Raw genomic sequence first — 12,839 nt, 5'->3', positions numbered from 1 at the left:
CGGCACCGGCAGGCCCGCCAGCTCCCAATGGCCCGACGGCGTGTCCTTGCCCCGGCTGTGTTCGCGCGCGCAGCCCCAGAGGCCGATTGGGTCCGCCGCCAGCCCCGGCGTGGCCGTGCCCGAAGCCAGCCGGGTCGCCGCGCCCAGGCCCAGCCGGTCGAGATGGGGCAGATGCAGCGGGCCGCTGCGCCCCTCTTCCGCCGCGCCACGCGCGCAGGCCTGGGCGATATGGGCCAGCGTGTTGGCGCCGGTATCGGGGCGGTCGCCGTTAAAGAAAGTATCGGCATCCGGCGCACCGCCGATGCCGACCGAATCCATCACCACCAGAAAGGCACGGGTCATGGCGTGATCCTTTCATGGATAAGCGGTGGCGCGGCCACCGGCTCTGGCCCGATGGTGATCGCCGCGCGCAGGGTGGCCTCGGCGGCCTCTGCCGCCTCTTGCCTTGCGGCGTGGATGGTGGCGAGCGGGGTGCTTGGGTTAACCGCTGTGCCCAGCCGGATCACCCGTGACAGGCCAACCGCCGGGTCAACAACATCGGTCTCGACCTGCCGCCCGCCGCCCAACGCCACCACGGCAAGGCCCAGCGCCTCGCCGTCGATGGCGGTGACATAGCCTGACGCGCGGGCGGGAACCTCGCGGATCACGGTTGCCTCGGGCAGGAACCGCTGCCAGTTCTCGACAAATTGCACCGGCCCGCCGACAGCCGCGATCATGCGACCAAAGCGGTCGGCCGCGCGACCGTCTGAGATGATGGCAGCAATGCGCGCGGCCCCGCTGACCGCATCCGGTGCCAGCCTTGCATCAGAGAGCAGCACGCCGCCCAGCTCGGCCGAGAGCTGTGCCAGCGGGTCATCAGCGTGACCGCAGGTCAGCACCCGCATCACCTCGCCCACCTCAAGCGCATTGCCGAGGCTGGGCGCCAGCGGCTGGCTCATATCGGTGATCAGGGCCGAGGTCCGGCAGCCAGCGGCATTGGCGGTCTCGGTCAGGGCAAGGGCCAGCGCGCGCGCCTCGTCCGGCGATTTCATGAAGGCGCCGCTGCCCAGTTTCACGTCCAGAACCAACGCATCGGGGCTGGCGGCCAGTTTCTTGGACAGGATCGAGGCGGTGATCAGATCGAGGCTTTCGACCGTGGCGGTCACATCGCGGATGGCATAGAGCCGCTTGTCGGCGGGCGCGATGCGGGCGGTGGCGCCGACAATTGCGGCCCCGGTGTCGCGCACCACCTGCGCCAGCCGGTCGGGCCCAAGCTGGGTGGTGACGCCGGGGATCGCCTCCATCTTGTCGAGCGTGCCGCCGGTATGGCCCAGCCCCCGGCCCGAGATCATCGGCACATAGGCGCCACATTCGGCCAGCGCGGGCGCCAGCACCAGGCTGACGCAATCACCGACGCCACCGGTGGAATGCTTGTCGATCACCGGCCCGACGAAATCCCAGTGGAGCACATCGCCGGTATCGCGCATGGCCAGCGTCAGCGCCGCGCGCCCCTCGGGGCCAAGCCGCCCCATGCAAACACCCATGGCAAAGGCGCCTGCCTGGGCATCGCTGACTGAACCGTCGGCAAGGCCCTGGGCAAACCAGGCCAGCTCAGCCGCACTGGGCACCTCGTGCCGTCTGAGCCGGGCAATGATGGCACGTGCATCCATGGTTCAGCTTTTGTCCATATGGGCCGCGCCGAAGGCGCCGGGCAGGAGCTGACCGATGGTCATCGCGGTTTCGATCCCATCGAGATTGGCCATGGTCACGACCACATCCGGATCCCCGAATTCAGCCAGTTTCTGTCGGCAGCCACCGCAGGGCGGCACCGGCGCCGGGCTATCGGCGACCACATAGACCTCGGTCAGGCGGCTTTCGCCCGCGGCAACCATTGCAGCGATGGCGCCCGCTTCGGCGCAGGTGCCTTCGGGATAGGCGATGTTTTCCACGTTGCAACCGGCATAGAGCGCGCCCGAGGCGGCCCGGATCGCCGCGCCCACCTTGAACCGGGAATAAGGCGCATGGGCGTTTTCACGAACGGTCAGGGCGGCGGATTTGAGGCTCATGGCGATTCCCCGGTTTTTGATCATCTGGTCGGAAATGCATAGCCTATCCCGCACCCGCGCGCGAGAGGAACCACCGGGCAAGGGGGCGCTGCCCCCGTCCTGCGGACTCCCCCGGAGTATTTTGGGCGGAATGAAGGAGCTTTAGCCCAGTGTGGTGGTGAAGGTTCCGGGCAAGGTGACCTCGAGCAATTCGATATCGTCGGAAGGGTCGGACAGGAGGGTGCGCATGCCCGGCGGGATCACGAAGGCGTCGCCCTGTTCCAGCGGGTACGGATCGCGCCCCTCGCCCTCGAGCGTCACGGTGCCGTTCATCACGAAAGTGAAGAGGATATCGGTGTCATGGGCCGCCCATTGCGGCACACCCTGCCCCCGGCGCACCACCTGCACTCCGGCCACGCCCTTGGTGTTGGCGGCGATGGTGGTGTCACGGCAGATATAGCCCGGCAGGCGGAAGGGGGACCATTCGGCGCCCTCGGCGCGGTTATAGACAAAGCGCTGGCCCTGCCACTCGCGGTCGGGGCGCAGGTGCGGTGTGGGCAGGGTCATCTCGTGGTCGATCTCGGTGACATGCTCGGCCGGCACGCCAATCTCGATCACCTGCACGTTGTCGCTGGCCTCGAGCACGCGGTGGCGAATCTCGGGCGGCTGGATGAAGCAATCCCCGGCGATCAGGCGCATCTTGTCGCCCTGATCCTCGTAGACCACATCGACCCAGCCATGAATGCAGAAGATGAGCTGAAAGCCGACCCGGTGGAAATGCACCATGTCAGGCACCGGCCCGCCGTCGGGGATGCGGATATGGCTGGCGATGATCGAGCCGCCCAGGCGCGAGGGCACCAGATCGCGGTAATGCATGCCGGCCCGCCCGATGATCCAGGGCGCCTGATCCTTGAGCCGGCGCACCACGAATGTGTGTTCGGTCTGCGGCATCACCAATGGCGGGTGGCGTTCCTCGATCTCGATCCGCGTGCCATTGGGCGCGGTCAGGCGGCGCTGGCCATCGGCGAATCCGTCCGGGTCATCGGTGAGGATGCGCAGGGTGCCGGGCGCTTCGGGCGCGCCTTTTTCGATGCGCAGGCGCAGGCCGTGGCCCGAGAACACCGCGATGCGCGGGTCGTCGGCGGGATAGATCATGTCCATCCGCATGCCCAGAACCTTGGTATAAAAGGGGATGTCGTCGCGCAATTCCTGCGTCGGCAGGCGCATCTCGGCTATGGTGTCGGTCATCGGTCCCTCCCTCGCGGAGCGAGAGTGGCGGCAGTGTCCCGCTTTGGCAAGCGGGGCTGCGACCTTGTTGCGCAAAAATCCCGGTTTCCCCCACGTCAAATTTAGTTTAATGCTAAACTAGTTCCCCGAGGAGGATTTTCCGAGATGTCCGACCAGCCCAGCCAGCGCCAGGCGGCGCTTGATTACCACGCCTTTCCCAAGCCCGGAAAGCTGGAGATTCGGGCCACCAAACCCATGGCCAACGGCCGCGATCTGGCCCGCGCCTATTCGCCCGGCGTGGCCGAGGCCTGTCTGGAGATCAAGGATAACGCCGCCCATGCCGAGGCCTATACCGCGCGCGGCAACCTGGTGGCGGTGGTGTCCAACGGCACCGCGGTGCTCGGGCTCGGCAATATCGGCGCGCTGGCCAGCAAACCGGTGATGGAAGGCAAGGCGGTCCTGTTCAAGAAATTCGCGGGCATCGACTGTTTCGACCTTGAGGTGAACGAGAGCGACCCGGAGAAACTGGCCGATATCGTCTGTGCGCTCGAGCCGACTTTCGGAGCCATCAACCTGGAAGACATCAAGGCGCCCGACTGTTTCATCGTCGAGAAACTGTGCCGCGAGCGGATGAACATCCCCGTCTTTCACGACGATCAGCATGGGACCGCAATCGTGGTGGGCGCCGCTGCGCGCAACGCGCTGCATGTGGCGGGCAAGGCGTTCGAGGATATCAAGATCGTTTCGACCGGGGGGGGCGCCGCGGGAATCGCCTGCCTGAACATGCTGCTGAAACTGGGCGTGAAGCGTGAGAATATCTGGCTCTGCGATATTCACGGGCTGGTCTATGAGGGGCGCGCCGAGGACATGAACCCGCAAAAGGCGTGTTTTGCCCAAGCCACCGATCTGCGCACGCTGGACGATGTGATCGAGGGGGCCGATCTGTTCCTTGGCCTCAGCGGGCCCAACGTGCTGAAGCCCGGGATGGTGGCGCGCATGGCGAAACGTCCGATCATCTTTGCGCTGGCCAACCCCACGCCCGAGATCCTGCCCGACGCGGCGCGCGCGGTGGCCCCGGATGCGATCATCGCCACCGGGCGCAGCGACTTCCCGAACCAGGTCAACAACGTCCTGTGCTTTCCCTTCATCTTTCGCGGGGCGCTGGATGTGGGCGCCACCGAGATCAACGACGCCATGCAGATCGCCTGTGTCGAAGGCATCGCGGAACTCGCCCGCATCACCACCAGCGCCGAGGCGGCGGCAGCCTATCAGGGCGAGCAGCTGACATTCGGGGCCGATTACCTGATCCCCAAACCCTTTGACCCACGCCTTGTTGGGGTCGTCTCCTCTGCCGTGGCGCGCGCCGCGATGGAGAGCGGCGTCGCGCGCCGCCCGATCGCCGATCTGGAAGCCTATCGGCAGAAGCTGAACCAGAGCGTGTTCAAATCCGCCCTGCTGATGCGCCCGGTGTTCGAGGCGGCGGCCAAGGCAGCGCGGCGGCTGGTCTTTGCCGAGGGCGAGGACGAGCGCGTTCTGCGCGCGGCACAGGCCATTCTGGAAGAGACCACCGAGACCCCGATCCTGATCGGCCGCCCCGAAGTGATCGAGGCGCGTTGTGAAAAGCTGGGCCTGTCGGTGCGCCCTGGCCAGGATTTCCAGATCGTGAACCCGGAAAACGACCCGCGCTATTACGATTACTGGACCTCTTATCACCAACTGATGCAGCGGCGCGGTGTCACCCCGGATCTGGCCAAGGCGATCATGCGCACCAACACCACCGCCATCGGCGCCATCATGGTGCATCGGGGCGAGGCCGACAGCCTTATCTGCGGTACCTTCGGCGAATATCGCTGGCACCTGAACTATGTGCAGCAGGTACTGGGCACCCATGACCTGCGCCCGCATGGCGCGCTGTCGCTGATGATCCTGGAAGACGGGCCGCTGTTCATTGCCGATACCCATGTGCGCAGCCGCCCCAGCCCCGAGGAGCTGGCCGAGATCACGCTGGGTGCTGCGCGTCATGTGCGCCGCTTCGGCATCGAACCGCAAATCGCCTTTTGCTCGCAATCGCAATTCGGCAACCAGGCCGAAGGCTCGGGCCTGCGGTTGCGGCAGGCGATCGAGATATTGGACAGCCAACCGCGTGACTTTGTCTATGAGGGCGAGATGAACCTCGACAGCGCGCTGGACCCTGAACTGCGCCAGCGCATCTTTCCCAATTCACGACTGCATGGGGCGGCGAACGTGTTGATCTTTGCCCATGCGGATGCGGCCAGCGGCGTACGCAACGTGCTCAAGATGAAAGCGGGCGGAATCGAGGTTGGGCCGATCCTGATGGGCATGGGCAACAAGGCGCATATCGTGACCCCCTCGATCACCGCGCGCGGGCTTTTGAACATGGCGGCCATTGCCGGAACCCCGGTCGCTCACTACGGTTGATCCCGGTGGCGTCTTGCCGCCAACAGGGAGAACCGCAATGAAGGGACATTGCCATTGCGGCGCGGTGCGCTGGCAGAGCGACGGTGACGTCGCGTGGAGCTGTTATTGCCACTGTGCCGATTGCCGCCGCAATTGCGCCGCGCCGGTCACTGCGTTTTTCGGGCTCCCGCATCAGAGCGTTGTGTGGAGCGGCGATACCCCGCGCATCTATCGTTCATCAAATCGGGTCGAGAGGCTGTTCTGCGGCACCTGCGGCACCCAGATGGCCTATCGCAACGCCGATGATCGCGTGAACATCCATCTTTATACCGCAACGCTGGAGGACCCGTCGGTGCTCCCACCCCGGTTTCACGTCTTTCATGCCGCGCGACTTCCCTGGCTGAACTTGCAGGACGATCTGCGTCGCTTCGACCGCACGACCGACTAAGAGCGATTCCGGCACCTTTGCAGATCAATCATTTGCAACTTTGCAAAGAGGCTCAAATTTTCCGGCAAACCAGACAAGAAAAGCGGCTTTGCAAAAATTTGCAGACCCGATCAGGCAATCTCTGCAAATTTCTTGCGATAATGTGACGCGACGTCCTTTGTCCGGCTTGCCCGGTGGCGCCGCTATGCCTAACACACCAGCCAGCCGAACGTGAGGAGGACGCCATGGCATATCAGGACGTTTACGAGAGCTGGAAGAGCGATCCCGAAGCCTTCTGGATGGAGGCCGCCAAGAGCATCGACTGGGTCGAGGCGCCCAGCCGTGCGCTCGATGACAGCAACGCGCCGCTCTATGAATGGTTCACCGATGCCAAGGTCAACACCTGCTGGAACGCGGTCGACCGCCATGTCGAGGCCGGGCGAGGTGAGCAGACCGCGATCATCTACGACAGCCCGATTACCCATACCAAGCGGCAGATTTCCTATGTCGAGCTACGCAACCGCGTAGCCATGCTGGCCGGTGCCCTGCGCGCCAAGGGTGTGGAAAAGGGTGACCGCGTCATCATCTACATGCCGATGATCCCCGAGGCTCTGGAGGCGATGCTGGCCTGCGCCCGTCTGGGCGCCGTGCATTCGGTGGTGTTCGGCGGGTTTGCCGCCAACGAACTGGCCGTGCGCATCGACGACGCCCAGCCCAAGGCGATCATCGCCGCATCCTGCGGGTTGGAGCCGGGCCGCGTGGTGCATTACAAGCCCCTCCTCGACGGCGCCATCGACATGGCGAAACACAAGCCCGATTTCTGTGTGATCTTCCAGCGCGAGCAGGAAGTGGCCCAACTGGTCGAGGGGCGCGACTACAACTGGCACGGGTTCCAGTATGGTGTCGAACCGGCCGAATGCGTGCCGGTCGAGGGCAACCATCCGGCCTATATTCTCTATACTTCGGGCACCACCGGCGCGCCCAAGGGCGTGCTGCGCCCGACCGCTGGCCATCTGGTGGCGCTGAACTGGACGATGAAGAACATCTATAACGTCGATCCGGGCGATGTGTTCTGGGCGGCATCCGATGTGGGCTGGGTCGTGGGCCACAGCTATATCTGCTATGGCCCGCTGATCCATGGCAACACCACGATCGTGTTCGAGGGCAAGCCCGTGGGCACCCCCGATGCGGGGACCTTCTGGCGGGTGATTTCCGAGCACAAGGTCAAGAGCTTCTTCACCGCCCCCACCGCGATCCGCGCCGTCAAGCGCGAGGATCCCAAGGGCGAGATGCTGGCGAAATACGACCTGAGCTGCCTTAAGGCGCTGTACCTGGCGGGCGAACGGGCCGATCCGGACACCATCGTGTGGGCGCAAAAGGCGCTGGGTGTGCCGGTGATCGACCACTGGTGGCAGACCGAAACCGGTTGGGCCATTGCCGGGAACCCGCTGGGGATCGAGGAACTGCCGGTCAAGTTGGGCTCTCCTGCCAAGGCGATGCCCGGCTATGACGTGCAGATCCTGGACGAAGGCGGCCACCAGATGAAACCCGGCGAGCTGGGCGCCATCGCGGTGAAACTGCCGCTGCCGCCGGGCACCCTGCCGGGCCTTTGGAATGCCGAGGCGCGGTTCAGGAAATCCTATCTGGAGCATTTCCCCGGCTATTACGAAACCGGCGATGCCGGCATGATCGACGAGGACGGGTATCTCTATATCATGGCGCGCACCGATGACGTGATCAACGTCGCGGGCCACCGCCTGTCCACCGGCGGCATGGAGGAAGTGCTGGCCAGCCACGAGGACGTGGCCGAATGCGCGGTGATCGGCGTCAGCGACGATCTCAAGGGTCAGATGCCGCTGGGCTTCCTCTGCCTCAACAACGGCTGTGACCGCGACCACGGGGATGTGGTGAAAGAGGTGGTCAAGCTGGTGCGCGACAAGATCGGACCCGTCGCGGCCTTTAAACTGGCCGTGGTGGTCGACCGCCTGCCCAAGACCCGATCGGGCAAGATCCTGCGCGGCACCATGGTCTCGATCGCCGATGGCAAGGAGTACAAGATGCCCGCCACCATCGACGACCCGGCCATTCTGGACGAGATCAAGACAGCATTGCAATCGCTGGGCTACGCCAAGTAACCCCAAGCGCGACCGCAAGAACAGGCGCCGCCCCCCGCGGGTGGCGCCTTTTTCGTTGCCCGCATCGCATCTGCCCAACAGCTTGTGATCGCCCGTCATCGCCCCTGCGATTGCCAGACTCTGGGTGGGTTTCTACCCTGACCGCAATCGCTGCAACTGACGAGGTTACCCATGCGTGCATTCCTGACCGCACTGGCCTATTCCGCCGCCCTGCCCGCCTTGCCCGCCCTGGCAAGCGAAGGGCACCGCATCCAGGTCACCGGAGAACTGATCGACACCTGGTGCTATTATTCCGGTGTCATGGGCGGCCCCGAGGCGGTGGTCGGCTCGGCCCATCATACCTGCGCCCTGTGGTGCTCGGCGGGCGGCATCCCGGTCGGCTTGCAGGCCGAGGACGGCACCATCTACATGGTGCTCAAGATCGAACAGGACGACCAGCTGGCCGGGGGCGATACCGCACTTCGCCTCGCCTCGCACACGGTCGAGGCGGACGGGATGCATTACCAGCGCGACGGCATCAATTACCTGATCGTCGATCAGGTGATCAGCGATCTCGATATCACCAACCTCAATCACGAAGACTATGGCCCCGTGCCCGGCTTCGCCATTCCGGAGCCCAAGGAATGAAGCGCCTCTCGCTTGCATTGGCCCTCTTGGCCAGCCCCGCCCTCGCCCAGGATTTCTCGGCCGGGTCGACCGCCAAGCCCTGGAACCTCTATGCCGAACAGCCCGCCTTTTTCGAGGCCAAGGTGGTCGATCTGCTGTGTGAGCTGACCGGTGACTGCCCTACCGATTGCGGCGCGGGCAAGCGGCAGCTGGGCCTGTTGCGCAGCGCCGATAACGTGATGGTCCTGCCGCTCAAGAACGGGCAACCGGTCTTCTCGGGCGCCGCCGCCGATCTGGCCCCTTATTGCGGCCAGACGGTCGAGGTGGACGGGCTGTTGATCGACGACCCGGATCTGGGCGCCAAACATGTCTATCAGGTGCAAATGATCCGCCTGCCCGGCGGCGAATGGGAAAAGGCCAACCGCTTTACCAAGGTCTGGGAGGAAGAGAACCCCGAGGCCACCGGCAAGGGTCCCTGGTTCCGCCGCGATCCCCGCATTCTCGACCATATCGAGGACAAGGGCTATCTGGGTCTGGGTCTGGAGGTGGACGAGGCCTTTATCAAGGAGTGGTTCTGATGCGCGGCCTGCTTGGGGCCACCCTGCTGATGGGGGCCGTTCTGGCGGCTCCCGCGCAGGCGGGCAACGCGCCGCTGCCCTTTGACGTGGGCGGTCCGTTCGAGCTGACCGACCAGAACGGCGCAAGGCGCAGCCAGGCCGATCCACAGGGGCATGGGCAGCTTCTGTTCTTTGGCTATGCCACCTGCCCCGGCATCTGCTCGGCGGCGATGCCGATGATGGCCGACGCGGTGGACCGGCTGGCCGATGCCGGCATCCCCGTCACCCCGGTCATGATCACGGTCGACCCCGAACGCGACCGCCCCGGCGAGATGAACGCGCCCCTGGCGCGGTATCACCCGGACTTCATCGGCCTGACCGGGTCCGAGGCCGAGTTGCAGGCCGCCTATGACGCCTATTCGGTCGAGCGCGAATTGGCCTATGTCGACCCCGAATACGGGCCCGTCTATACCCACGGCGCCTTTGTCTATCTGCTGGATGCCAAGGGCGAGGTGCTGAGCCTGTTCCCGCCCATCCTCAGCTCGGACCGGGTGGTGGAACTGGCACGCAAATACCTCGGCAGCGAGGGGTCATGACCTAGCGTCACCTTTGGTTCCGGGCGTGGCCTTTGGGCGAAGGGGCGCCTAACCTGCCCGCAGGAGGCCCCGGACATGACAGAAACAGCGCTTTGGCAATTGGACGCGACCCAGATCGCGGAACAAACCACAAGCGGCGCGCTGAGCGCCCAACAGGCGGTCGGTGTCGCCATCGAGCGGATGCAGACGGTGAACCCCGGCCTGAACGCCGTGGTCGACAGCTGTGCCGAGGCGGCGATGGCCCGCGCGGCGGAACTGGACAAGGCCCGCGCGGCGGGCGCAGCCTGCGGGCCGCTGCACGGGGTCCCGGTGACCATCAAGGTCAATGTGGATCAGACCGGATACGCCACCACCAATGGCGTCACCGCGCTCAAGGACATGATTGCCCCCGGTGACGCACCGGTAGTCCGCAATCTTCAGAACGCGGGCGCGGTGGTGATCGGGCGCACCAATACGCCCGAATTCTCGTTCCGTGCCGATACCGACAACCCGCTTTATGGCCGGACCCATAACCCCTGGGGACGGCATATCTCGCCCGGCGGCTCTTCGGGCGGGGCCGGATCGGCGGTGATGGCGGGGATCGGCGCACTGGCGCATGGCAACGATATCGGCGGCTCGCTGCGGTTTCCGGCGGCGGCCAACGGCGCCGTCACCGTGAAACCCGGTCTGGGCCGGGTGCCCGCCTGGAACCCCAGCCAGAAGGCCGAGCGTGGCATGCTGGCGCAATCCATGTCGGTGCAAGGGCTGATCACCCGCTCGGCCGCCGATCTGCACCTGGCCATGCCCAGCCTGATCGCCCCCGATCCGCGCGACCCGTTCCACGTGCCCCTGCCCTGGCGCGGCGCCCCGGCCGAAGGGCCGATCCGCGTGGCCTTTACCAAGGCGACCTATGGCTATGACCTGCATCCCGAGGTCGAGGCGGCGCTGGACACCGCCCGCGACGCGTTGCGCGATGCCGGTTATCTGGTCGAAGAGGTCGAGACCCCCGATGCGTTCGAGGCCGGGCGCGCGGGCTATCGCGCGCTGATGGGCGAGGTCTGGGCGCTGATGAAAGCGGATGTCGATGCCTATGGCTCGCAGACCGTGCGCGACATCTTCGAGGTCTATTTCCAGGAATTCCCGCCCTTTCACGGTACCGAACTGTTGCAGGTGATGGCGCAGCGCAGCCATTACGCCCGCGAATGGTCGCTGTTCCTGGAGCAATATCCCCTGGTGCTGGGTCCGTTCCTGCCGCAGCCCTTCTTTGGTCCCGACCGCGACACCGAGGGCGCCGAGGGCGTGCACGAGGTTCTGGGCGCCGCGGTCTGGTCCTATTCGATGAACTTCATGGGCCTGCCTGCCGCCTGTCTGCCGTCGCGCTTGGCGGCTCTGCCGAAGGGGCCGCAACCGATCAACGTGCAGATCACCGCCCGCCGCTGGCGCGAGGATATGGCGGTGGATGCCGCCGCCGCGATCGAGGCGCGCGTAGGTCGCATGGCGCCGCATTTGTGGGCGCAGATGCGATAAAGGGGCGAAGCTATCTTTGCGAATTGACCCCGGGCGCGGCGTTCGCCGCAGCCCGGGGCCCTCTCGTCATTCAAAATTGACGGTCGTTGGATAGGGTGGAAGCAGGCGTTGAACCTACGTCCTCTTCATACCACGCGAACTCGTCCCAACACGCAACGTGAAGTGGCCACTCACCTCCGCCTCACGTGTAGTATCGGCAAGATCGAGCTTGCCAGAGTGTCGCGCACTTTCCTGTGAAGTTGGTCACATAACTGCGAAATATTCGTAAACACCCACAGGTTCAGGTGAATTGTTCGGAAATGAGGCGCTCTTCCAGCCCATGGCCAGGGTCGAACAGGATCCGGTGGCTGATTGTCGGTTCGGACTGAATCTCGACCCAAGCGATATCCGGGATCGAGGTTGAATCGGCATCGGCCATGACCGGACGCTTGTCCGCGTCCACCACATCGAACCGGACCTTGGCGGTTTTGGGCAGCAAGGCACCACGCCAGCGGCGCGGCCGAAATGCCGCGATGGCGGTCAGCGCCAACACGTCCGACCCGATCGGCAAAATTGGCCCATGCGCCGAGTAGTTATATGCGGTTGACCCCGCCGGCGTTGCCACCAGCGCACCGTCGCAAACCAGTTCAGCCAGTCGCAGGCGCCCATCGACCGAGATTTTCAGCCGCGCGGCCTGTGGCCCCGCGCGCAGCAGCGAGACCTCGTTGATCGCCAGCGCCCGATGTACCTGTCCCGCCTGATCCATCGCGGTCATCGACAGCGGATTGATGATCTCCTCCTCGGCCGCGGCTAGCCTTTCCAACAGGTTGGTCTCGGCATATTCGTTCATCAGAAAGCCGATGGTGCCCCGGTTCATGCCATAGACCGGTACATCCAGGTGCTGGGTGCTGTGCAGGGTGCGCAGCATGTAGCCATCCCCGCCCAGTGCGACGATCACCTCGGCGTCGCGGGGGGCCACGTTGCCGTAGCGGCCAATCAACGCGGCACGCGCGGTCTGGGCCACCGGCGCGTCGCTGGCGAGAAAGGCGATTCTTTTGGGCATCTATCGAGGTTTCCGGTGCTGCGCATTCGGTTCCGAAACAAGCACACCTTTCCCCCAGTGGCCAGACTTGACGCCGCAGTTGGCCAATTCGTCGCTTTACAGCCTTTTGCGTTGCCCCGGTTTCCGATAGGAAATCGCGGAAATCGACCCTTCTCATGCGGAGCTGTCATGAACGCGAGCCACCAGGATACCGGATTTTTCACAGAGGCGCTTTCGGAGCGTGATCCCGAGCTGTTCGGGGCGATCACCTCCGAGCTGGGGCGCCAGCGCGACGAGATCGAGCTGATCGCGTCGGAAAACA

Annotated in this window: 11 protein-coding genes and 2 pseudogenes; 8 read left to right on the top strand and 5 right to left on the bottom strand. The window is 64.9% G+C overall.

The window, feature by feature from the left end:
- The 4 genes and pseudogenes from AC2FNY_RS20900 to AC2FNY_RS20885 all read right to left on the bottom strand — a co-directional run.
- Positions 1–342: pseudogene (locus AC2FNY_RS20900) on the bottom strand (phosphopentomutase); the annotation flags it as partial.
- Positions 339–1,649, bottom strand: coding sequence for a thymidine phosphorylase (locus AC2FNY_RS20895; protein WP_496803639.1), 1,311 nt, complete (start codon positions 1,647–1,649; stop codon positions 339–341). The gene AC2FNY_RS20895 and the pseudogene AC2FNY_RS20900, both read right to left, overlap by 4 nt.
- A 3-nt stretch (positions 1,650–1,652) precedes the next feature.
- Positions 1,653–2,069 (bottom strand): cytidine deaminase, encoded by a 417-nt coding sequence (locus AC2FNY_RS20890; protein ID WP_496803638.1) that lies wholly within the window; start codon positions 2,067–2,069, stop codon positions 1,653–1,655.
- Positions 2,070–2,186: 117 nt separating this feature from the next.
- A complete protein-coding gene (locus AC2FNY_RS20885) occupies positions 2,187–3,272 on the bottom strand; it encodes a cupin domain-containing protein (protein WP_496803637.1) in 1,086 nt (361 codons plus the stop codon).
- Positions 3,273–3,416: 144 nt separating this feature from the next.
- Here AC2FNY_RS20885 and AC2FNY_RS20880 point away from each other — a divergent pair, with 144 nt between their 5' ends.
- From AC2FNY_RS20880 to AC2FNY_RS20850, 7 genes are all read left to right on the top strand, one after another.
- A complete protein-coding gene (locus tag AC2FNY_RS20880) occupies positions 3,417–5,690 on the top strand; it encodes an NADP-dependent malic enzyme (protein ID WP_496803636.1) in 2,274 nt (757 codons plus the stop codon).
- Positions 5,691–5,727: 37 nt separating this feature from the next.
- Positions 5,728–6,117: a GFA family protein gene (locus AC2FNY_RS20875; RefSeq protein WP_234138825.1), complete on the top strand. Its 390-nt coding sequence runs from the start codon at positions 5,728–5,730 to the stop codon at positions 6,115–6,117.
- 224 nt (positions 6,118–6,341) lie between these two features.
- Positions 6,342–8,231 carry a propionate-CoA ligase PrpE gene (prpE, locus tag AC2FNY_RS20870; protein ID WP_496803635.1) on the top strand — a complete coding sequence of 630 codons (1,890 nt, stop codon included), beginning with the start codon at positions 6,342–6,344 and terminating at the stop codon, positions 8,229–8,231.
- Between the two features lie 171 nt (positions 8,232–8,402).
- Positions 8,403–8,858, top strand: a complete 456-nt coding sequence (locus AC2FNY_RS20865; RefSeq protein ID WP_496803634.1) for a hypothetical protein — start codon at positions 8,403–8,405, stop codon at positions 8,856–8,858.
- On the top strand, positions 8,855–9,415 hold the full coding sequence (locus AC2FNY_RS20860) for a hypothetical protein (RefSeq protein WP_496803633.1): 561 nt from the start codon (positions 8,855–8,857) through the stop codon (positions 9,413–9,415). The genes AC2FNY_RS20865 and AC2FNY_RS20860 overlap by 4 nt, the downstream gene beginning before the upstream one ends.
- The gene (locus tag AC2FNY_RS20855) at positions 9,415–9,990 is read left to right on the top strand and encodes an SCO family protein (protein WP_234138821.1); all 576 of its coding nucleotides are present in this window, start codon (positions 9,415–9,417) and stop codon (positions 9,988–9,990) included. The genes AC2FNY_RS20860 and AC2FNY_RS20855 overlap by 1 nt, the downstream gene beginning before the upstream one ends.
- Positions 9,991–10,065: 75 nt before the next feature.
- Positions 10,066–11,496: an amidase family protein gene (locus AC2FNY_RS20850; protein WP_496803632.1), complete on the top strand. Its 1,431-nt coding sequence runs from the start codon at positions 10,066–10,068 to the stop codon at positions 11,494–11,496.
- A gap of 280 nt (positions 11,497–11,776) precedes the next feature.
- On the opposite strand, the gene AC2FNY_RS20845 is transcribed toward AC2FNY_RS20850, so the two are convergent.
- Positions 11,777–12,538 carry an NAD kinase gene (locus AC2FNY_RS20845; RefSeq protein WP_234138819.1) on the bottom strand — a complete coding sequence of 254 codons (762 nt, stop codon included), beginning with the start codon at positions 12,536–12,538 and terminating at the stop codon, positions 11,777–11,779.
- A gap of 168 nt (positions 12,539–12,706) precedes the next feature.
- On the opposite strand from AC2FNY_RS20845, the pseudogene glyA reads away from it, so the two are divergent.
- A pseudogene (gene glyA, locus AC2FNY_RS20840) lies at positions 12,707–12,839 on the top strand (serine hydroxymethyltransferase); the annotation flags it as partial.

Source organism: Ruegeria sp. BHSC223 (assembly GCF_059613025.1).
The sequence above is the reverse complement of the archived record's forward strand: the minus strand, read 5'-3'. Positions and strand labels throughout refer to the sequence as shown.